At 52.3% G+C, this 21,774-nt stretch carries 22 protein-coding genes; all 22 read right to left on the bottom strand.

Annotated elements, in window-relative coordinates:
* Positions 1–5: 5 nt before the first annotated feature.
* The gene (locus BUB44_RS02595; RefSeq protein WP_073162990.1) at positions 6–1,217 is read right to left on the bottom strand and encodes a D-alanyl-D-alanine carboxypeptidase family protein; all 1,212 of its coding nucleotides are present in this window, start codon (positions 1,215–1,217) and stop codon (positions 6–8) included.
* Positions 1,218–1,318: 101 nt separating this feature from the next.
* The gene (locus BUB44_RS02600) at positions 1,319–2,047 is read right to left on the bottom strand and encodes a polysaccharide deacetylase family protein (RefSeq protein WP_073162992.1); all 729 of its coding nucleotides are present in this window, start codon (positions 2,045–2,047) and stop codon (positions 1,319–1,321) included.
* A gap of 160 nt (positions 2,048–2,207) precedes the next feature.
* The gene (locus BUB44_RS02605; RefSeq protein WP_073162994.1) at positions 2,208–4,403 is read right to left on the bottom strand and encodes a polyribonucleotide nucleotidyltransferase; all 2,196 of its coding nucleotides are present in this window, start codon (positions 4,401–4,403) and stop codon (positions 2,208–2,210) included.
* Between the two features lie 153 nt (positions 4,404–4,556).
* Positions 4,557–4,826, bottom strand: a complete 270-nt coding sequence (rpsO, locus tag BUB44_RS02610; protein WP_027355440.1) for a 30S ribosomal protein S15 — start codon at positions 4,824–4,826, stop codon at positions 4,557–4,559.
* A gap of 88 nt (positions 4,827–4,914) precedes the next feature.
* Complete coding sequence (locus BUB44_RS02615; protein WP_027355441.1) at positions 4,915–5,136, bottom strand: hypothetical protein; 222 nt, start codon at positions 5,134–5,136, stop codon at positions 4,915–4,917.
* 22 nt (positions 5,137–5,158) lie between these two features.
* Entirely contained in the window at positions 5,159–5,386 is a 228-nt protein-coding gene (locus BUB44_RS02620) for a hypothetical protein (RefSeq protein ID WP_027355442.1), read from the bottom strand.
* A 75-nt stretch (positions 5,387–5,461) separates the two neighbouring features.
* A complete protein-coding gene (locus BUB44_RS02625) occupies positions 5,462–6,418 on the bottom strand; it encodes a bifunctional riboflavin kinase/FAD synthetase (protein WP_073162995.1) in 957 nt (318 codons plus the stop codon).
* Positions 6,419–6,462: 44 nt separating this feature from the next.
* Positions 6,463–7,386 carry a tRNA pseudouridine(55) synthase TruB gene (truB, locus tag BUB44_RS02630; RefSeq protein ID WP_073162997.1) on the bottom strand — a complete coding sequence of 308 codons (924 nt, stop codon included), beginning with the start codon at positions 7,384–7,386 and terminating at the stop codon, positions 6,463–6,465.
* A 2-nt stretch (positions 7,387–7,388) separates the two neighbouring features.
* A complete protein-coding gene (locus BUB44_RS02635) occupies positions 7,389–8,360 on the bottom strand; it encodes a DHH family phosphoesterase (RefSeq protein ID WP_073162999.1) in 972 nt (323 codons plus the stop codon).
* Positions 8,344–8,712, bottom strand: coding sequence for a 30S ribosome-binding factor RbfA (gene rbfA, locus BUB44_RS02640; protein WP_027355446.1), 369 nt, complete (start codon positions 8,710–8,712; stop codon positions 8,344–8,346). The genes BUB44_RS02635 and rbfA overlap by 17 nt, the downstream gene beginning before the upstream one ends.
* 32 nt (positions 8,713–8,744) lie before the next feature.
* Entirely contained in the window at positions 8,745–11,279 is a 2,535-nt protein-coding gene (gene infB / locus BUB44_RS02645; protein WP_027355447.1) for a translation initiation factor IF-2, read from the bottom strand.
* 95 nt (positions 11,280–11,374) lie between these two features.
* On the bottom strand, positions 11,375–11,695 hold the full coding sequence (locus tag BUB44_RS02650; RefSeq protein WP_027355448.1) for a L7Ae/L30e/S12e/Gadd45 family ribosomal protein: 321 nt from the start codon (positions 11,693–11,695) through the stop codon (positions 11,375–11,377).
* Positions 11,692–11,958: an RNase P modulator RnpM gene (gene rnpM, locus BUB44_RS02655; RefSeq protein WP_027355449.1), complete on the bottom strand. Its 267-nt coding sequence runs from the start codon at positions 11,956–11,958 to the stop codon at positions 11,692–11,694. Before rnpM ends, BUB44_RS02650 begins: the two co-directional genes overlap by 4 nt.
* A gap of 27 nt (positions 11,959–11,985) precedes the next feature.
* Positions 11,986–13,071, bottom strand: coding sequence for a transcription termination factor NusA (gene nusA, locus BUB44_RS02660; RefSeq protein WP_073163000.1), 1,086 nt, complete (start codon positions 13,069–13,071; stop codon positions 11,986–11,988).
* A 14-nt stretch (positions 13,072–13,085) separates the two neighbouring features.
* Positions 13,086–13,553: a ribosome maturation factor RimP gene (gene rimP, locus BUB44_RS02665; protein WP_027355451.1), complete on the bottom strand. Its 468-nt coding sequence runs from the start codon at positions 13,551–13,553 to the stop codon at positions 13,086–13,088.
* A 171-nt stretch (positions 13,554–13,724) separates the two neighbouring features.
* Positions 13,725–14,399, bottom strand: a complete 675-nt coding sequence (locus BUB44_RS02670) for an MgtC/SapB family protein (protein ID WP_027355452.1) — start codon at positions 14,397–14,399, stop codon at positions 13,725–13,727.
* A gap of 17 nt (positions 14,400–14,416) precedes the next feature.
* A complete protein-coding gene (locus BUB44_RS02675; protein ID WP_073163002.1) occupies positions 14,417–15,583 on the bottom strand; it encodes an MGDG synthase family glycosyltransferase in 1,167 nt (388 codons plus the stop codon).
* A 21-nt stretch (positions 15,584–15,604) separates the two neighbouring features.
* Positions 15,605–17,332 (bottom strand): proline--tRNA ligase, encoded by a 1,728-nt coding sequence (locus BUB44_RS02680; RefSeq protein WP_073163004.1) that lies wholly within the window; start codon positions 17,330–17,332, stop codon positions 15,605–15,607.
* An 83-nt stretch (positions 17,333–17,415) separates the two neighbouring features.
* The gene (gene ispG, locus BUB44_RS02685; protein WP_073163005.1) at positions 17,416–18,489 is read right to left on the bottom strand and encodes a flavodoxin-dependent (E)-4-hydroxy-3-methylbut-2-enyl-diphosphate synthase; all 1,074 of its coding nucleotides are present in this window, start codon (positions 18,487–18,489) and stop codon (positions 17,416–17,418) included.
* A gap of 13 nt (positions 18,490–18,502) precedes the next feature.
* Positions 18,503–19,522, bottom strand: coding sequence for an RIP metalloprotease RseP (gene rseP / locus BUB44_RS02690; protein ID WP_073163148.1), 1,020 nt, complete (start codon positions 19,520–19,522; stop codon positions 18,503–18,505).
* Between the two features lie 5 nt (positions 19,523–19,527).
* Positions 19,528–20,679, bottom strand: a complete 1,152-nt coding sequence (locus BUB44_RS02695) for a 1-deoxy-D-xylulose-5-phosphate reductoisomerase (RefSeq protein ID WP_073163007.1) — start codon at positions 20,677–20,679, stop codon at positions 19,528–19,530.
* 14 nt (positions 20,680–20,693) lie between these two features.
* Positions 20,694–21,767 (bottom strand): sporulation integral membrane protein YtvI, encoded by a 1,074-nt coding sequence (ytvI, locus tag BUB44_RS02700; RefSeq protein WP_073163009.1) that lies wholly within the window; start codon positions 21,765–21,767, stop codon positions 20,694–20,696.
* Positions 21,768–21,774 lie beyond the last annotated feature (7 nt).

Raw genomic sequence — 21,774 nt, forward strand, 5'->3', positions numbered from 1 at the left:
TAAACTCATACTGGCCTGAAGCGGGCACTTACTCTCTTCCACCATAACCTGCAGGCCGGCAGCCTGTGAACTGAACTTCCGGTTAACAGGCGGGCCCTGGCAACCGGTTGGCCTTCCACCCAGATATCAACAGTACCTGCAGGCCAGTTCTTGAAGACCGGCGCATTCACTGCAGAGGGTACATGAAATTGTTTTTTCACATCAGGCAAACGATGCACCGGCACAGCTACTGCCAGGGTGCGATCACTGACCAGTGGTACTGTCAAAACAGTACCCTCGTTTACTGGCAGTTTATAACAGGGTCCTCCTCTTTTCGTTACAACCAGTGTTTTAAAACAGGAGAATCCGTAATCCAGAAGCGCCATGGTGTCACCATAGCGATCATCGCTGTGCAAAACCACGCTGATTAATTGCCTCCCCCCCCGGCTGGCCGATGCAACCAGGCACATTCCCGCCTCACTGGTAGTGCCGGTCTTAACCCCATCCGCTCCCTGGTAGCTCCACAGGAGACGATTGGTATTATGAAGATGATACTCTCCCCAGGGAGGATTTACAAAACCATAATAACGGGTGGATACCAGTGCCCTGAAAGTGGGGTTCCGCAGAGCGTATCTAGCCAGAAGGGCCAAGTCATACGCCGAGGACACATGACCCTGAGCTGGTAAACCATGGGGATTGCAAAAATGGCTCTGGCGGGCACCCAGTTCCCGGGCTTTTTGGTTCATCAGAAAAACAAAATTTCTTTCACTGCCCGCTATATGTTCGGCTATGGCCACACAGGCATCATTTCCTGAACGCAGGAGAGCGCCGTACAAAAGTTGCTCCAGGGTAAGACGCTGGCCGGGGAACAGGTGCATGCTGCTCTCCCCTACCGCCGCCGCCCGGGAACTCACCGTCACCACTTCATTCAACCGGCCACCTTCAATGGCCAGCAGAGCAGTAAGAATTTTGGTGGTGCTGGCTGGTGGCCGTGCTTGATGGGCGTTTTTAGCAAAGAGAACCTGCCCGGTGGAAGCTTCCATCAACACCGCTGCCCCGGCAGTTATTCTGGGCTCCTGTCCTCCAAAAGAAGAAACGGGCAATTCCCCTAAGTTTAAAAATACCGGTAGAGCAGGCTGCATACAGGGCCCTGATGCCCCCGCAGCCAGTGCAGGGGGCAGGCCGGCCCCCAGAACCATATATCCCAGGAAAAGAGAAAAAATCAACCGGGAAAGCACTGCTGTTCACCTCTTAATTACTATAGACATATCCAGACTCTAAGCTTCCCGGTTTGAGGGCAGTTTATGATGTTTTAAAATGCGGTTTATAATCAGCCGTACTAAGGTTTGCTTTCCAGGTGATTTAGAAGTTGTGAAACGGTCACCAGCCTGTAGCCGCGGGATTTTAATTCCTTAATTATAACCGGCAGGGCTTCAACGGTCGGAGCTGTAGGATGCATCAGTATAATGGCACCATTATGAACTTTACCCAGAACCCGTTCAATGATTACCCGGGCTTCAGGGCGCTGCCAGTCCACGGTATCCACACTCCATAATATGGTCCGGTACCCCGCTTCAGAAGCAGCCTGGAGTACAGGTTGCCCGTGTTCACCATAAGGAGGGGCAAACAGCCGCGGGCGCTCCCCCGTTATTTTCACCAGTATTTCTTCTGCCCGCCTGATGTCCTGTAAATTATCGCTTACGGTAAGCTGATCCGGGTGAGGATGGGCATAGCCATGGCTGCCAATTTCATGCCCTTTCTTATAAATTGTCCGGGTAAGTGCTGGAAATTGTTCCGCCCATTGTCCACCAATAAAAAAGGTGGCCTTTACCCTTTCCTTTTCCAGTATACTCAGCATTTGCGGCAGGTACTCTTCTCCCCAAAATACATTTACGGTTAGGGCAACCTCCTTTTCCCTGCCACTGCCCTGGTAGATAGGTAGTGATGCTGCCGGTAATGCCTGCAGGGACTGGTTATACCAGTACCCCCAGGCCAGAAGTGAAAAGCTAAGTACTGCCAGCCAGAAACCTCTCCATAATCGCTGCCGGCTAAAGTAATACACACGCATACCTGCCACCCTTTCCCATTTCATCACCACATTTGTATGCAGGGAAAAGATGCGGTATTGCCACTTTTTTTCTCCAAAATTCTCGGAAGGTGACAGGTATGTCTCTCAAAATAATTAAACCCCTCCACGAAAACTCATGGTAGGGGGGTAAAAAACCGGGTTAATGACGGCCCTGACGGCCCTTGCTGCGCCGGTGGTGAGGAGTTGATTCCTTAGGTTCCGGTGGCAGGGCCTCCTTACGGGATAGTTTCAGGCGTCCCTGATTATCGAACCCGATGGCTTTCACCACAATGGTATCTCCCTCTTTCACCACATCTTCCACCCGGTTAACCCTGTGGTGAGCCAGATGGGAAATGTGCACCAGGCCTTCCTTCCCCGGCATACCAAAGACACCGGGCACCACTTCTACAAAAGCACCAAAGTCGGTAACCCTGGTTACCCTGCCGGTATAAATTTCGCCCACAACCACATCTTTGGTGATATTTTCAATAATCTCCAGGGCTCGCCTGGCTGCTGCGGGATCTACGGCTGCAATATATACCCGGCCGTCATCTTCAATATCAATCTCCACACCTGTTTCATCGATTATTTTTTTGATCACCTTGCCGCCCGGACCAATGACTTCACGAATTTTATCGGGGTCAATAACAGTATGAATGATCCGGGGCGCGTAAGGTGATAATTCCGGGCGGGGTGCGGGAATAACCTCGAGGATCTTATTTAAAATATAGAGCCGTCCCTCCCGGGCCTGAGCCAGGGCTTTACCCAGAATTTCCGTATCAATACCGGGGATTTTAATGTCCATTTGCAGGGCTGTAATCCCCCTGGCCGTACCGGCTACTTTAAAGTCCATATCTCCCAGATGGTCTTCAATACCCTGAATATCGGTAAGGATGGCCACCTTATCTTCCTCTTTAATCAATCCCATAGCCACGCCAGCCACCGGAGCCTTAATTGGAATACCCGCATCCATTAAGGCCACGCAACTACCGCATACACTTCCCATGGATGTGGAACCATTAGAGGAAAGAACTTCAGAAACCAGACGAATGGTATAAGGGAAAGTATCTTCTCCGGGAATCACCGGCTCCAGTGCCCGTTCTGCTAAAGCTCCGTGCCCGATCTCCCGTCGCCCGGGGGAACGCATGGGCCTGGTTTCCCCGGTGCTATAGGGGGGGAAGTTATAATGGTGCATAAACCGCTTGGTTTCCTCTATGCCCAAATCGTCCAGTATTTGTTCATCGGAAATAGGACCCAGGGTAACCACTGAAAGCACCTGAGTCTGACCCCGTGTAAAGAGCCCTGAACCGTGGGTACGGGGTAAAATCCCGGCCTCCACACTTATAGGCCGGATTTCATTTAAAGCTCTACCGTCTATGCGCACTCCTTCCTCCACCACGAAGCGGCGCATAATTTTTTTCTCCACTGCCTCAATGACCGCCAGTATGGATTGTTCCTGTTCAGGGAATGTTTCCCGGAAAGACTCCAGCAGTTTATTTTTAACTTCTTCCAGAAAGGCATCCCGGGTTTGCTTGTCCATCCGCTGTTCTATACATTGCCTTATGGCGGCGGTCATTTCCTCTGTAGCCGGGCCGCTTACCGCCTCCTCCACCTGAGGGTCTACCTCGGCGAGAACAGGAGTGACCTTTTCTTTTGCCAGCCCGAGGGCCAGGGCTTCTTCCCGGAATTCCTCAATAAACTTGACGATTTCTTTTACTTTTTCATGGCCAAAGGCAATGCCCCCCAGGACCTGGTCTTCAGGCACTTCTTTAGCACCCGCTTCAACCATCATCACAGCGTCACGGGTTCCAGCTACCACCAGGTGCATCAAACTTTTCTCTGCCTGAGCAAGGGTGGGGTTGATAACATACTCCCCTTCCACCAGTCCCACTATTACACCGCCAATGGGGCCTTGAAAAGGAATCTCACTGATATGCAGGGCCGCAGATGCTCCAATCATGGCAGCTATTTCGGGAGCATTATCCTGATCTACCGACAGAATAGTAGCTACTACCTGTACCTCATTACGACATCCTTTGGGGAAAAGAGGCCGTATGGGCCGGTCGATTAAACGCCCGGAAAGAATTGCCTTTTCACTGGGACGACCTTCACGTTTGATGAACCCGCCGGGTATTTTACCCACAGCATATAGCCTTTCCTCGTAATCAACAGTCAGGGGAAAGAAGTCAATTCCTTCCCTCACCGTTTTGGACATTGTGGCAGTAACCAGCACTACTGTATCACCGTAACGCACCAGGACAGCTCCGCCGGCCTGCCCGGCCACCCGGCCTGTTTCCAATTTCAATATACGGCCACCAATTTCACATTCTTTAATCAAAATAGGTTTCGCTGACATGTAAAGCTACCTGACCTCCTGTTATATACCTGCCTAAATTTTCATAACTGATAGTTGTTCTACATAATAAATATTATTTCCTGCTGATAAAGCAAAAAATACTGGTTATCACCCGGGCGTATTTAAAAAGGCGGGTTAACACTCCCGCCCTTCTTATTTTCGCAAACCCAATTTTTCAATCAGTGCCCGGTAGCGGTCAAAATTCCTGCTTTTCAGATAGTTAAGCAATGCCCGCCTCTGACCCACCATTTTTAACAGGCCCCGCCGGGAATGATGATCCTTTTTATGCACCCGCAGGTGCTCCGTCAGGCTGTTAATCCTTTCGGTCAGGATGGCGATTTGCACCTCGGGAGAACCCGTATCGGTTTCGTGCAGTCTGTGTTCGGCTATAAGGGCCTGCTTCCTCTCAGGAGTCAGTGCCACCGAGAACTCACCTCCTTCTAACCATAATCGCTGCTGGCCAAGCTAACCGCCGGAGAAACGAGTTCCCTAGCCAACAGTTCACGGGAAACTACTTCCCGATTATGGTAATTACCAGGCGTCCGCCCGGTATATCTTTGGCCACAATATCAAAAATTCGACCAGAACGCGCTATAAAACCGCGAAAACGGGTTGCCGTAGGAATACGTCCGGGAATATTGCTGGCAGCCACTGTAATATCGGCGATGGTAATACCTTCCTGGCGCAAATCTTTGAGCCGCTTTTTAGCATGCTCGGTAATAATAACACGCATGGCTCTATATTATTAAAAAATATCACAGGGTTCCGGACTGGCAAATCAAATTTTCCTCTTCCTGGGCAACAAAAGCATACAACGCATCTACAAAGGCCGCAAGGGCATAATTTTCAACTTCTGATTGGCGGTAAATCTGCTCCAGTTCCTTTTTGAGTTCCTGGAACTCTTCACTCAAGCAAATCAGAGCTATATGATTGAGCCACCTTTTAATCTCCTCATCCTGGAAACCCGGTCTGGGAATCCCCATTGAAAAAGTCACCCTTCCCCATATCCGGGAAGCTTAATGGCTTCATTTTAGCATATTTCCATTGAGAAGTAAACTCTACTTGTATTTATATGTTCTCTGTTCTCCGCTGTATTCCATCCTGGCTTGAAGAATATCTTTTTGAATCTGCGCAATTAGTTCTGCTGCCGAGGCAAAACGCCTTTCTTCCCGCAGGCGCCGCCTGAAACGCACAAGGATCTGGCGCCCGTATAAGTCACCATGAAAATCAAGTAAATGCACTTCGATATTGGGGCGGAGGTTTCTGGTATTGAAGGTGGGTTTTGTACCTATATTGGCAACTCCAATATAATAATCACCATCCACCTCCACCTCCACCGAATATACACCATGTGCCGGTATTAAAATTCCTTCCTCCGGGTTTATGTTAGCCGTGGGGAAACCCAGTTTTGCCCCTCGCCGGTCACCGGTAACTACCCGGCCTTCCACAAAGGGGTAATAACCCATAAAGCGGGCAGCCTCTGCAACTTCCCCGCACAGCAACAGGTTGCGAATAAGGGTGCTGCTCACCACCTGGCCGTCCACGGTAACCGGGGGCATTACATGTACCTCAAAGCCGTATCTACGGCCATACTCCTTTAACAGTTCCGGATTGCCCTCTCCCCGATAACCAAATGTATAGTTATAACCAACAAACACAGCTTTAACACCCAGCCCCCGGAACAGCACTTCTTCGACAAACTCCCGGGGACTGATCCGGGCAAATTCGACAGTAAATGGAACACGCAGCAGAACCTCCACTCCCAGCCGGCACATAATTCTTTCCTTTGCCCGGGGAGTAAGCAACAACAGGGGAGCATGTTCCGGGTCCAGCACAGCCAGGGGATGGGGATGAAAGGTAAAAACTGCCGGCGTAGCTTTCCTTTCACGAGCAGTAGCCACCATTGTAGAAATCAGCTGCCGGTGCCCCAGGTGCACTCCATCAAAGTTCCCCAGGCCGACCATCAAATTGGCGTAACGATCCTTTATTCCTTCCCATGTTTCGTATACTTTCACGACCATCATCCCCCTGGCAAGAACAGCAGAATTCTATTCTCAAATTAAGCAAGTATTCTCACGGGCTTAAATTGATAATAACCAGGCCGTTTGGAATCGGCAACGGTCCTGGCCACAGCCAGTACGGCCCTGTCAGTGCACAGCCGAACCAGCTGACCTTCCTGCAAAAATTCCGGCGCCGTAGCCACTCCCGGCCAGTACAAAGGGCTGCCTGATTTGATGCTGTTTACTGCTCCCGGCCGGACATAGATGGCGGGAAAATGCTCCAGCGCCTGCTCCAGCCTGACCAATTTACCGGAAAGCCTGCCCTCCCGGAAGAGTTCCTCCACCTCTTCCAGGGTAAGCGCTTCTTCCAGGGAAAAGATACCTGCTCTGGTGCGTAAGAGAAAGCTCATGGAGGCACCACACCCCAGCAAGTGGCCTATATCGGCGCATAAGGTACGTATATACGTCCCCGCAGAGCAGGCCACGTCTACCAGAGCCCGGGGGTGGGGCGTGCCTGTCCCATATAATTGCACCAGGCGCAATGAGTAAATGCTCACCTGCCTGGGCTCCCGGTGCACCTCTATTCCCTGTCTGGCCAGCTCGTAAAGCCTTTTCCCCCGGTAACGAACAGCTGAAGTCATAGGGGGAACCTGAGCAATTTCGCCCACAAAAGCCCTTAAAACTTCTTCCAGAACCTCGCTGGTTAGTGAAGAGGCACTATTCCGGGAAATTACTTCCCCAAAAGTATCTCCCGTGGAGGTAGCCAGCCCGAATATAATTTCTACCCGGTATTCTTTATCGTTGGGTAGAAACTGGATTACCCTGGTGGCCCGCCCCAGGCATACCGGTAATACTCCCGCTGCTCCGGGATCCAGAGTTCCGGTATGACCCGTTTTAATACCGCCCAGCAAGCGCCGGATAAAATCCACCACATCATGGGAGGTCATCCCGGGCGGCTTTAAAATGTTCAGAATCCCATCCATTATTAATCCCCCTGCATGACCTCCAGTACGGCCCTTACCACCATTTTAATAACCGCTTCCCCTTCCCCCCTGACTACCGCTCCGGCAGCCCGGAGATGTCCTCCGCCATTAAACCTGGAAGCCACCTGCTGCACATCCACCTGACCCCGTGAGCGAAAACCTACTTTCCAGCAGCCGGATTCGATTTCCCTGAACAGCAGGGCCACCTCCACCCCGCGCAGGGAGCGCACATAGTCAATAAGCCCATCGGTATGTTCTTCCCGCGCGCCCAAACTATCCAGGGTCTCGCGGGTGACGCTCATCCAGCCTACCCGTCCACAGGAGGTAAAATCCAGGGTCTGCAGGGCTGCCTGGAGAACCCGCAGGTGTAATAATGATTTCTGCTCAAAAAGCAGTACGCTTAGCCGGGCGGCGTCAACTCCTTCTTCCATCAACCTGGCCACCCGGCGGTGGGTAAGGGGAGTGGTATTCTGGTAGCGAAAGGATCCGGTATCGGTAACAATGGCCGTATACAGGCAGCTGGCTATATCTACCCGGGATGATACATGCAGCAGATCCAGTAGATCCTGAATAATTTCCCCGGTTGCCGCGGCTTTCGGGTCTACATATATAAAGTGACCAAAGTCATGATTGCCCACATGATGGTCAATAACACAGACCACCAGATCACGAACAAGCAATTCCTTTAACGGCCCCAGCCGGTCGGGAACAGAGCTATCCAGAACCACAAAGGTATCATAAGTTCCTTTTAGGGCCTCTTCCCCAATCAAAAAGCGATCCGCCCCGGGTAAAAACTGATACAATTCAGGCAGGGGATCGGGGCTGGCAAGGGTTACCTGCTTACCCAGTTCCATAAGACCGAGGCCCAGGGCCGCCACTGAACCCAGGCAGTCCCCGTCAGGCATGACATGCCCGCTCAAAATAACCTGCCTGGCTTTTTGAAGGCATTCCGCTATCTTATCCAGGCCAGTCATTACCCGCGGCACCCCGTTCTTTCACGTCTTTTAACAATTCCATCACCCGAATACCCCGCTGAATCGAGGGATCGAGCTTGAAAGATATCTCCGGAGCATGCCTCAAGCGGATCCGCCGGGCCAGTTCACTGCGCACGTAACCACGGGCGCGATTCAAGGCTTCCAGGGAGGCCCTGGCCTCCTCCTCTGAACCCAGGACACTGAAAAAAATCTTGGCATAGCGCAGGTCAGTGGAAACCTCAACCCCGGTAATAGTGACAAAACCAATACGGGGATCTTTAAGTTCATCCCGCACCATATCAGACACTTCTTTTTTAATGATCTCGGCTAAACGTTCCGGACGATAGGACATGGTCCGCACCTCCACTTTTACCTGCACAGGGGCTAGGCCAGTTCTCTTTTCACTGCCTCCATGGTAAAGGCCTCGATTATATCACCCTCTTTGATTTCATTGTACTTTTCAATAGCCAGACCGCATTCGTACCCCTGCATTACCTCCCGGACATCATCCTTAAAGCGTTTTAACGACTCCAGCCGGCCTTCATAAACAACCACGCCATCCCTGATAACCCTGATGCCAGCATCACGGGTAATTTTACCGTCGGTGACATAACAGCCAGCAATGGTGCCCACTTTGGAAATCTTAAAGGTTTTTCTTACTTCCGCCCGGCCCAGAATCACTTCACGGTACTCAGGCTCCAGCAACCCGCTCATAGCCTTCTTAACATCTTCTATGGCATCATAAATAACCCGGTAGAGCCGGATGTCCACCTTTTCCTTTTCTCCTACGCGGCGGGCATTAACATCGGGACGCACATTAAAACCGATGATAATAGCGTTGGACGCAGAAGCAAGCATGATATCCGACTCATTAATTGCCCCGACTCCCTGATGGATGATATTTACCTTTACTTCATCCGTGGATAACCGCTCCAGGGCCTGCTTTAGAGCCTCGGCTGAACCCTGCACGTCAGCTTTAATGATCACGCGCAACTCTTTGATTTGCCCTTCCTGAATCTGGTTAAAGAGATCTTCCAGGGATACCCGGGGCATGGCCGCTCTAAACTCTTCTTCACGCTTGCGGCTGGCCCGTTTTTCTGCTATCTGGCGAGCCGTTTTTTCATCGGGTACAACAAAAAACTGATCACCGGCATAGGGCACTTCCGAAAAACCAAGAACCTCAACCGGCATGGAAGGGGTAGCTTTTTTAACCCGTCGCCCCTTATAATCCATCATGGCCCGTACCCGGGCCCAGGTGGTACCTGCCACCAGATTGTCACCCACGGAAAGGGTACCATTTTGCACCAGTACCGTGGCCACCGGCCCGCGTCCCTTATCCAGCTCTGCCTCAATAACCGTTCCCCGGGCAGGGCGGTTGGGGTTGGCCTTCAGCTCCAGCATTTCTGCCACCAGCAAGATCATTTCCAGCAGATCCTCGAGGCCCTGGCGGGTCTTGGCGCTAACGGGAACCATGATCGTATCCCCGCCCCACTCTTCAGCCACCAGGCCGTATTCCGTGAGCTGCTGTTTAACCCTTTCCGGGTTGGCGTCCGGCCGGTCGATTTTGTTAATGGCCACGATGATGGGTACGCCGGCAGCCTTGGCATGGTTGATAGCCTCCACGGTCTGGGGCATAACCCCGTCATCAGCTGCCACCACCAGTATAGCGATATCCGTAACCTTGGCTCCCCGGGCGCGCATGGCAGTAAAAGCTTCATGCCCGGGTGTATCAAGAAAAGTAATCTTTTTGTTATTATGCTCCACCTGGTAAGCACCAATATGCTGGGTAATCCCGCCAGCCTCCGTTGCCGTAACGTTGGTTTCACGAATTGCATCCAGCAGAGAAGTTTTTCCGTGGTCCACGTGTCCCATAACCGTAACCACGCATGGACGCGGTTGTAAATCGGCAGGATCATCTTCTGGCTCCTGCATATAGAGAGTCTCTGCATCCTGTTCCACTTTGACTTCTACTTCAAAACCGAACTCCTGAGCAACAATGGTTGCTGTATCGGCATCAATTTCCTGGTTGATGGTCGCCATTACACCCAGCATCATCAACTTCTTAATTACCTCAGCCGGGCTCTTTTTCATTTTTTCGGCCAGTTCTTTTACCGTAATGAATTCACCAATAACAATGGGCTTTTTCTCCACTGCAGGTTTGGTTTCCGGCTCTTCGGATGCTGCCTTCTTTTTCTGGCTGGCCAGAGGCCGCAGTTTACGGTCAGCCAGCGTTTCATGTAACAGTTCTTTTCTATCGCGCACCCGGGCCGTATGCTCTCTATCCTGCTTCTTTTCCCCTCTGGTCTTATCGGAACGAACCTTTTCGCTAACAGCCTTAACTTCCTGCGGAACTTTGGGTACTTTCAGATGTTCTGGCCTTGCTTTAGCCGGCTGGCGGCTGGATATTTCTGCCGGAGCGGGGCTAACCTGGGCCTTTCTCTCGTTGGGTGTCCTGCGGGTTGCAGGCGGCTGTCCCTTATTAACCATCTGTTGAGCCTGCTGCTGGGCCTGCACCCTTGGTAACTGGGGCGGCTCCACCTTTAACGGCCGCTCCTGGAAGCGCCGGTCCGGAGGACGGGCTGGTACCCGGTCAACCAACCCCGGGCCACGATCATAGCGCCGGCTATCATGGTGATGGCGCGGGCGTTCCGGAGAACGCTTTCTCTGGTTAATATTGTTTTTGACCTCTCTGGGTTTATCTGTTTTGACCTGTGCCTGGGGCGCGGTTACCCTGGCTTGAGACGGAGATGTTTTTTCGTTTGTATCTTTCAACTCCGCCATTACCCGTTCTACTTCTTCGTCCTGCAGGGTGGAAAGAGGCGACTTTACTGAAATACCCATATCACCAAGTTTTTGAATTAATTCCTTGCTTTCCAGGTCCAGTTCCTTGGCCAATTCATGCACCCTTTTTTTAACCATGCAAACACCTCCAGATTGGGTGGCTGGTGGTTAGTCATCAGTCGTTAGTTGTAGCTGTTAGCTGCCACCAACCACCAACAACCAACAACCAACGACTAGCCACTATCTCTCCTTTCCAAATGTTGTAAAATACCCCGGGAAAAATTTTCATCAGTAATGGCCATAACGGCACAGGTAGCGCGATTCATGATGCGTCCCAGCTCTTCCTTCAGATTCCAGATGATTACAGGAACCCCCATGGAACGGGCCAAAAACAAAAAGTTTTTCCTGGTACGCATGGAAGCATTTGTAGCCAGGAGTACCAGCCTTGCGCTACCCCGCCGGATAGCCCATCGCACAGCCCTATCTCCCCCAACGATGCACCCTGCACGCCGGGCCAGATAAAGCATCTGTTCTGCTCCCCTGTCCAGCATCATTTTTGCAATCCCTCAACCAGGGACTGGATGATTTCCGGAGCCACAGAGCGTTGCAGGGCCTTCTCCAGTCTCTTACCTTTTATGGCTTTCTGTAAGCACTCTAACCTGGGGCAAAGGTAAGCTCCGCGTCCGGAACGCTTGCCCGTGGGATCAATTTCAATGGTATCCTGGGGTGTACGTACAACCCGGATCAACTCCTTTTTGGGCTTCATTTCCTGGCAACCCACACACATACGCAGAGGTACCTTTTTTACCCTGGGCAAACGGACCACCTTCCTTCTGCCCGGAATTTACAATGCGCTGTCATCACCATAGTACTCCCTGTATTCCTGGGCATATATCTCCTGCATCTGGGATTCGCTTTTTATATCTATCTTCCATCCAGTGAGTTTGGCTGCCAGGCGGGCATTTTGACCCTCTCTTCCAATGGCCAGGGACAGCTGGTAATCCGGCACAATTACCCGGGCGATTTTTTCTTCTTCCCAGATCTCTACCGCTATTACCTTGGCCGGGCTCAATGCTGCGGCCACAAACTTGGAAGGATCGGGGTTCCATTTAATTACATCAATTTTTTCCCCGTTTAACTCATTGACAATAGCCTGGATGCGTGCCCCCTTCGGTCCCACGCACGCACCAACGGGATCAAGTTTTTCTTCCCTGGAATAAACGGCAATTTTGGACCGGTAACCTGCTTCCCGGGCAATGGCCTTCAATTCCACCAAACCTTCCTGGAACTCGGGTATTTCCAGCTCGAGAAGCCTTTTTAAAAGGCCCGGGTGGGTACGGGAAACCAGTATCTGCGGACCCTTGGTGGTCTTGCGCACTTCCATGACATAGGTCTTAATCCTGTTGCCGGGGCGATACATTTCCCCGGGCATCTGCTCTGGAGGAGCCAAAATCGCTTCTGTCCGGCCCAGACTAATGTAAACGTTCCTCTGCTCCACGCGCTGGATAATACCTGTAACGATATCACCTTCCCGGCTGGCAAATTCCTCATAAACTATATTACGTTCCGCCTCCCGGATACGCTGTACCACTACCTGTTTGGCCGTCTGGGCAGCGATTCTTCCGAAGTTTCTCGGAGTGACCTCACTTTCAATGACATCCCCCACCTGGTAGCGGGGGTCGATCTTCCGGGCCTCCTCAAGGGAAATTTCCAGCCGCGGATCCGTCACTTCCTCTACCACCGTACGCTGGGAGTATACTTTGAAGTCACCGGTCTGGCGATCAATAACCACCCGGGCATTTTGCAGGGAGCCGAAATTGCGCCGGTATGCAGAAAGCAGAGCCGCCTCAAGGGCCTCAAAAAGGATTTCAGCCGAAATACCTTTTTCTTTTTCCAGTTCCTTAACAGCTGCTAAAATCTCGGTATTCATTTTTCGCCTGCCTCCTAGAGCCAGCTTGCCTTCAACCTTGCAGTTGCCACTTCTGAAAAGGGGATGCGCCGCTCCTGCCCATCATCCAGGGTAAGCACTACCATCTGGTTTTGTAAGCCCTCCAGGCGACCGGTAAATTTTCGCTGCCCATCCTGTGGAGTAAAGGTAGTAAGCTGAACCCTGCACCCTGAGAAGCGTTCAAAATCGGCAGGCTTCTTCAAAGGCCGTTCAATGCCGGGGGAAGACACTTCCAGATGATAGGAATGGGGTATGGGATCAACTTCGTCTAAGATGGGATCCAGGGCCTCTGATACCGCCTGGCAGTCATCAAGAGTTACTCCTCCGGGCTTATCAATAAAAATGCGCAGGTACCAGCGTCTTCCCTCCTTTACATATTCCACATCCACCAGCTCCAACCCCAGGCTGTTTACCAGGGGGGTAGCCAGCTCCTCCACCGTCGCCACGACCTTATTTTTAGTCACGGCCGCATCCTCCCTCTCAAATCTTTAAAGGAATCATATACTGGCGTTTTACTTGCTGTACCTGTATTATAAGACGAAAGAGTGGGTATTACCCACTCCTGTTCCTGACAAAAGGCAGCTGACATAAACCAAATGATAGTATACCACATAAAGCGGTTACTGGCAAGGTCCTTAATTATGCCGGTGTTCGACCCGGTAAACACCGGGCAAGGAGGCCAGCTTGTTTAAAATCAATACACGGTTCACATGCGGGCGAAACTGAACGGTAATTTTTAACAGGTGGCGCTCTCCATCACCCATCTTTTCCACTTCAATATTTTTAACTATCAAACCAAATTCCCCGAGCAGGGTTCCTACCCTCTGAATGTCTTCCGGAGCACTGGCCACCACCAGATTTAATACATCTTCCTGCTGTCTTTTACGTACGTAATCTTCTATTGCCCCCAGGATAACCAGGGCAAACAGAACCAGAACGGTACCCAGAGTGGCCGCCAGGTAAAACCCTCCCCCCGCTGCCAGACCCACGCAGGCCACCACCCACAAACTGGCAGCAGTGGTAAGGCCGCGTACCAGGGGACCTTCCCTTAAAATGGCTCCCGCACCAAGAAAACCAATTCCACTAACCACCTGGGCCGCCACCCGGGCTGCATCACCCCTGAACTGGTAATGGAGGCCCTCCGAAACAACCATGGCCAGGGCCGCACCCACACAGACCAGAATATGAGTGCGAAAACCCGCTGAATAGGTACGGATGGAGACATAAAGCCTTTCCCGTTCCAGGCCGATCATCCCACCCAGAACCACTGCCAGCACCAACCGCAGGATAATCTCCTTCTCCGTTAGCACTAATATCCCCCTCGCCCCTATTCCCGCGCTGCAGCCGGGATTTCCTGCTCTAAAATCCTACTCATCAGTTCCACAGCCTCCCGCGCCGCACAAGGTTTACCCAAACGGGCAGCCGCTGAAGACATGGCCTGAAGGCGTCGGGTATCTGACAGACAGGACTGGATCTGCGGGGCTACATCCTGAACCCTGTCTACTTTTACCGCAACACCAGCCTGACATAAAAATTCCGTATTACGTTCCTCTTGACCGGGCAGGGGATCCACAATACATATGGGCAAACCTTTGGCCAGAGCTTCCGCACAGCTCAGCCCGCCTGCCTTACCCACCATGATATGAGCTACAGACATAAGCTCGTGAATATTATCGACGAACCCAAAAATTCTGATGGGGTGACAGCAGGACCCGGCCACCTGCATCAGTCGTTTGCGCAGTTGCTCATTATGCCCGGCAACCACCAGCAGCTGGCAGGGCATGGAACCGTTACCCAGGTATTGCACCACCTCGGCCAGTGGACCCAACCCCAGGCCGCCTCCCATAACCAGTATGGTAGGGAGAAAAGGGTTCAGCTCAAGTTTCTTTTGAATACTCAGGCGATCCACCGGCCGGGCAAATGCAGGATCTATGGGAATTCCTGTGGCAAACACTTTCTCCAGGGGAAAGCCAAACTCGGCCACCGGGCCTTTTAAGTCTTCACAGGCTACCAGATAAGCATCCACCCCGGGGAAAATCCAGAAGGAATGGATAGTAAAATCAGTAATGGTGGCCACCACCGGTACACGTAAAAGGCCCTGGCTTTTCAACCGGTCCAGAATACCAACCGGGAAAGGATGGGTACAGACAACCAGCTGGGGGCGAGCCTGATTTAAAAATTTAACCAGCTTGGGGGCGGTCAATCTGTTTAAGATACGGTTGAATTCCTGTTTGGCAAATACCGAAAAGGGCTGACTTTTTTCCGCCCGGCGGTACAGGTAGCCGTAAACCACCGGTGTAATCTTAAGCATCTCCATATAAGTACCCAGAACTACTTTTTCTAAAAAAGGGGCGGTATACCGGAAAGTATCCAGAACAATTACTTCTGCCGCCGGATTGCTTTCCCTAATGGCCTCCCGCAGGGCACAGGCCGCCCGCATATGGCCCGTACCCGCCATAACCGATAAAATGACCACCCGTTTAAGAGCAGGCATAATTATCCCCTCACAATAACATCACAATACCCTCACAGCACGGTCAATATACTCCCGGATATGCCCGGCAATCTGTTCCCGGGACACCAGCTGCATTTCCCTGGTGGCCCGGTAGCGCAATTCCAGTTCTCCCGTCTGTACCGCCTGGTTCCCTACAGTAATGCGCATGGGATACCCCACCAGATCCGCGTCTTTAAACTTTACTCCTGCCCGCTCAGCACGATCGTCCAGCACCACTTCCACCCCGCCTGCCTGCAACTCCTGATAAATCTCCTCGGCCAGGTTCATCTGCTGTTCATCTTTGTGATTAACCGGTATGACCACAACGTGAAATGGAGCAATGGAAACCGGCCAGATAATCCCATCCTCATCATGGTTTTGCTCCACGGCTGCAGCCATGGTTCTCGTCACACCAATACCGTAACACCCCATGATCATGGGCCTGCTCTGGCCCCGTTCATCCAGATAGGTGGCTCCCAAAGCGCGGCTGTATTTATCCCCCAGCTTAAAAATCTGGCCCACTTCAATACCGCGGGTTTCCCGAAGAAGGGCGCCGCATTTGGGGCAGGGATCCCCGGCCCGCACCACACGAATATCCGCCACCATGTGAGGGACAAAGTCACGTCCTGGATTTACATTGACCAGGTGAGCATCGTCCCGGTTGGCACCGGCAACGGCATTGACCAGCAACATCACTTCATCATCGGCCACCAGCCGGACATTTTGGAGCCCCACCGGGCCGGCATAACCCACCCGCGCCCCGGTGATCTTTTCCACGGTAGGAGCATCGGCCAGTTCCAGGCGCAGCACGTCCAGAACCTTTTGCAGTTTAACTTCATTAACATCCCGGTCACCGCGCACCAGCGCTGCCACCACCCCTTTTTCAGTCTGGTAGAGGATAGTTTTTATAATGCGGCGCGCATTTAATCCCAGGTAGGCGGTAACCTGCTCCACCGTGTGCATGCCGGGAGTATCAACCAATTTAAGGGGTTGAGAGGTTTCTTCCTCAACAGTATCACGCTGTACCGGCGAGGTAGCCCGTTCCACGTTGGCTGCATACCCGCATGACTCATCAGGACAGAAAACCACCAGGGCCTCGCCGGAATCGGCCAGCACCATAAATTCGTGGGTATCATTGCCGCCAATGGCACCAGAATCGGCTTCCACCGGGCGGAATTTCAAACCACAACGGGTAAATACCCGGGTATACGCCTCATACATTTTTTGATAGCTCACTTCCAGGCCTGCTTCGTCCCGGTCAAAAGAATAAAGATCCTTCATGATGAACTCCCGCCCTCGTAGCAGGCCAAAACGGGGGCGTCGTTCATCGCGATACTTATTTTGAATCTGATAGAGCAACTGGGGCAACTGGCGGTAAGACCTGATTTCCTGCCGCACCAGGGCCGTTATAATTTCTTCATGGGTCGGCCCGAGGCAGAAATCCCGCCCGTGCCGGTCTTTCAAACGGAAAAGTTCCGGACCGTAAACATCCCAGCGGCCCGACTCCTGCCAGAGCTCCGCCGGTTGAATAATGGGCATCATTATTTCCTGCCCGCCCTGGCGATCCATTTCCTCCCGGATGATCTGTTCTATCTTCCTGATCACCCTCCAGGCCAGGGGTAAAAAGGTATATACTCCGGCCGCTGCTTTACGGATAAAGCCTGCTCGCAGCAATAGCTGGTGACTGATAACCTCTGCCTCAGCCGGTACTTCCCTTAAGGTCGGTAAAAACAGTTGACTGATACGCACTTTATAATGCTCCCCCTTGCCAAATCTAAAGTGTGCTCAAGCAAGCAGAATATGGAATGGGAAAAGAAACAGCTGGCAGTACCTCAATCTGAAGAATTCTTTTCCTGCAAAATTTTTTCCACTTCCCGTACCAGGGCATCTACCAGGTCTTTTTCAGGAAAACGGCCGATAATACGACCTCCTCTGAAGAGCAACCCGAATCCCCTACCCCCGGCAATGCCCACGTCAGCGTGGCTGGCCTCACCGGGACCATTTACCGCACAGCCCATAACGGCAACCTTGAGAGGTTTGTCCACCCAGGACAGGCGTTCCTCCACTTCCAGGGCAATACGCTCGAGATCGATGCATGTCCTCCCGCAGGTAGGGCAGGAAATAAGATCAATTCCCCGCTGGCGCAAGCCCAGGGCCTTAAGAATAGCATAGCCCACGCGCACCTCCTCCACCGGATCACCGGTTAGAGATACCCTGATGGTATCGCCAATTCCCTCTGCCAGCAGGGCACCGATACCAACAGCAGATTTAATTGTACCCGAGCGCACAGTTCCTGCCTCGGTTACACCAACATGAAGGGGGTATTCCACCTGCCGGGCCAGCAAGCGGTAGGCTTCAATCATCACCGGCACATGGGACGCCTTTAACGAAACCTTAATTTCCCGGTACCCCATTTCTTCCAGCAAACGAATATGGCGCAGCGCACTCTCCACCATGGCCCGGGGAGTTGGCCCACCATACCGGGCAAGCAGGTCTTTTTCCAGGGAACCGGCATTAACCCCTATACGAATGGGAACCTTTTTTCCCCGGGCAGCATTTACTATAGCCGCCACCCGTTCCCGTCCCCCGATATTACCCGGGTTAATCCGCAGGCCATCGGCACCACTTTCCAGGGCTGCCAGGGCCAGTCGATAATCAAAATGAATATCGGCCACCAGGGGAATCGGACAACCCGCCTTTATTTCTTTTAATGCCCGGGCCGCCTGCAAATCGGGGACGGCCACCCTTACGATTTCACAACCTTCCCGCACCAGCCTGTGAATCTGGTCCAGGGTGGCCCGGACATCACGGGTGTCGGTATTGGTCATGGACTGTACCGTAACAGGTGCCCCTCCACCTACCTGCACATTGCCAAGAATTACAGGGCGGCTGTATCTCCGCTGCACTAACCTCCCCCCATTAAAGCAATCCCAGGATATCTTTATAGGTGATCACCATAATCAGGAGCAACAACAGACCAAACCCTACCAGGTGGACAAAATTTTCCTTGGCAGGATCTACAGGTCGCCCTCTCAACCCTTCCAGGGCCAGGAAAATAAGCCTGCTGCCATCCAGGGCAGGGATGGGCAGGAGGTTGAACAGACCCAGGTTAATACTTAAGAATGCTGCCAGCTGCAGGAGATAAAAGAACCCCATCCGGACAGCGGTATGGATTTCCTGAACGATGCGTACCGGTCCACCAATTTCTGCCGGAGCCTGCCCGATTATCATCCTGCCTATAAATTCAAGGATCAACCCGCTGAGGCGCACCGTATACTCCATACCCCGGTACAGGGCTGCAAGGGGCCCCAGCTGGCGCATCTCCTGCCGAGGGTAAATACCGATCATTCCCTTTCCTTCGTTATTAACGGCTGTTACCAGTTCAAATCTCTTTTCCTCCCCATTGCGCAACACAATCACGGTAATAGGCTGGCCGGGATGGGCGTTGACCAGGGCAGTAACATCTTCCCAGCGCTCCACCGGTTTATCGTTGATGGCAACGATTTTATCCCCTGGCTTTAAGCCGGCATTATCGGCAGGCTGGCCGGAAACCAGTTTGCCAATGGTGGTAGTAGGCGTAGGGAAGCCATGAACCATAAAAATTATCATTAGCAAAAGAGCTGCCAGGAGAAAATTCATTAATGGGCCGGCAGCAATCACGACTGCCCGCTGGCCAACGGTTTTGTTCTGGTAACTTCTTTCTTCTTCCTCCACCTCTTCCGACGGATCCATGCCGGCCATACGGACAAAACCTCCCAGGGGAAACAAACGCAGGTTATAGGCAGTTTCTCCCCTGGGAAAACTTAAAAGTTTGGGGCCGAATCCTACGCTAAACTCGTGTACCTTAATACCCACCCGCTTGGCAGCAATAAAATGGCCCAGTTCGTGAAAAATAATCAGCAACCCGAAGACAAGAATGGACGCCCAAAACGTCTGCACTACCATCACCTTCTTATTTTTTCCCGCGCCACCCGGCGAGCCCACTGATCGGCAGCCAGAATTTCCTCCAGGGTGGGCCTGGAAATAACCGTATGTTCATCCATAACCCCGGCTACAACCCGGTATATACCGGTAAAGGGAATTTCCCCGGATAAAAATGCCTCCACGGCTACTTCATTGGCTGCGTTCAGTACTGCCGGCATGGTTCCACCAGCACGGCCCGCGGAATAAGCCAGGGTTAAGCAGGGAAAACGCCCGGTATCGGGGGGCTCAAAAGTAAGTTCACCTACAGCAAACCAGTTAACCCGTGGCAACTCACCGGGCCAGCGATCGGGGTAAGAAAGGGCGTATTGAATGGGCAGGCGCATGTCTGGAAGGCCCATCTGGGCGATAACCGAACCATCTACAAATTCTACCATCGAATGGATTATGCTCTGGGGGTGAATCACCACTTCAATCCGATCATAGTCCATATCAAAAAGCCAGTGAGCTTCCATCACTTCCAGGCCTTTGTTCATCAGGGTGGCCGAATCGATGGTTATTTTCTTACCCATCTTCCAGTTGGGGTGCGCCAGTGCCTCGCTTACCGTAACCCTGGAAAGATCCGGAGGTCCTATGCGAAAGGGGCCCCCTGAAGCCGTAAGAATAATTTTCTCCACTTTTTTTAAGGATTGACCCGCAAGACATTGCCAGATGGCCGAATGTTCACTATCCACCGGCAGGATACGGGCTCCTCTGTTGCGGGCTAGCTTCATAACCAGCTCACCCGCAGCCACCAGCGTTTCCTTGTTGGCCAGAGCTACGTCCAGGCCCTTTTCGAGAGCCGCCATGGTGGGTCTTAATCCCGCAGTACCCGTCAGGGCATTTAAAACCATCCCATCATCTATAGAATTTACCAGAGCCAGCAAACCCCCGGAACCACAAAAAATTTCAGGCCGCTCCCCTGGAGGAAGATGCCTGGCCAGTTCCCGGGCAGCTTCTTCCCGGGCCAGGGCAACCACCCGGGGCTTAAATTCTCCGATCTGCTCAACCATGAGAGACCAGTTGCTGCCGGCAGCCAGGCCAATCACACGAATTTTATCCGGGTAACGCCTGGCCACGTCCAGAGCCTGGCGACCAATGGAACCAGTGCTTCCAAGAATAACAATATTTTTCATACGTGAACCGTCTCCTACTTGTGATTTAAAGGCCTGATAGTGCCTACAGCAGCCTGCAAAGCAATAAGGCTCAGAGGGCCCAGTACCAGACCCACCACCCCGATGGTTTTAAGCCCCACGTACATGGCCACCAGAACGGCCAGTGGATGCAGACCCAAACTGGCCGCCACAACACGGGCCTGCAGGACTTCCCTTACCCCCCACACCATAAGATAAAGCACTACAAGCTTGACCCCAAAAGCAAATTGACCGGTAAGAAAGGACCAGATAGCCCAGGGTATGTAAATGGTAGCAGGTCCCAGTACGGGGATAATATCAAAAAGTCCAATCAGTAAACCAACAGTCAGAGAATACTTCGCCCCAATTATATAAAGTCCTACAATGCTCTGCACGGTGGTCAGGGTTACCAGAAAAGACTGCGCACGCAAATAACCGAAGGAAGCTCCCACAACCCTCTGGCTTACCTCCACCACCCGCTGGCCCCAGGGTTCAGGGGAAATCTTAAGCCAGAACTGTATGAGCAACCGGTAATCCCGGCTTATAAAGTAAGTAGCTATAAGCGCCACTATTATGGCCACCAGCGCATTGGGCAGGGAAGTGACCAGGTGGAGTAGTGAAGTGGCCAGCAGACCGGCCACATGAGAAAGCCAGCCCGTAAAGGTACCTAAGTTTTCCTGCACGCGCTCGGTAACCAGCGGCGGCAGGTGGAAATAAAATACCCTTCCTTTCTCCACCAGCCGGTCAATTTCCGCCTGCAAAGGCCCCAAATATTGGGGAAGGCGTACCGAAAGCTCGGCTAACTCTGTGGCCAGGCGCAACACCAGCAGGACCAGCAGGGCCCCGGCCCCGCCAATAACCATCAACATGGACAGGCCGACAGATAAGGAGCGGTTCAGACGACAGGTTTGTTGCAAAAAGCGTACCACTGGTTCGATGAGTACAGCTATAACCACCGCCAGAATAAAAGGAATAAAGGCCGTTAACAGGAAATTTAAAATAGCTATTATTTCTGGAACAACGTATTTCCAGGCCAGATAAACAAGTAAAACAGTTGTAATTAAAATGGCTACCCGCAGTGACCTGGGCACCCGTGTC

The organism is Desulfofundulus australicus DSM 11792 (assembly GCF_900129285.1).
GTDB classification, from domain to species: Bacteria; Bacillota; Desulfotomaculia; order Desulfotomaculales; family Desulfovirgulaceae; genus Desulfofundulus; species Desulfofundulus australicus.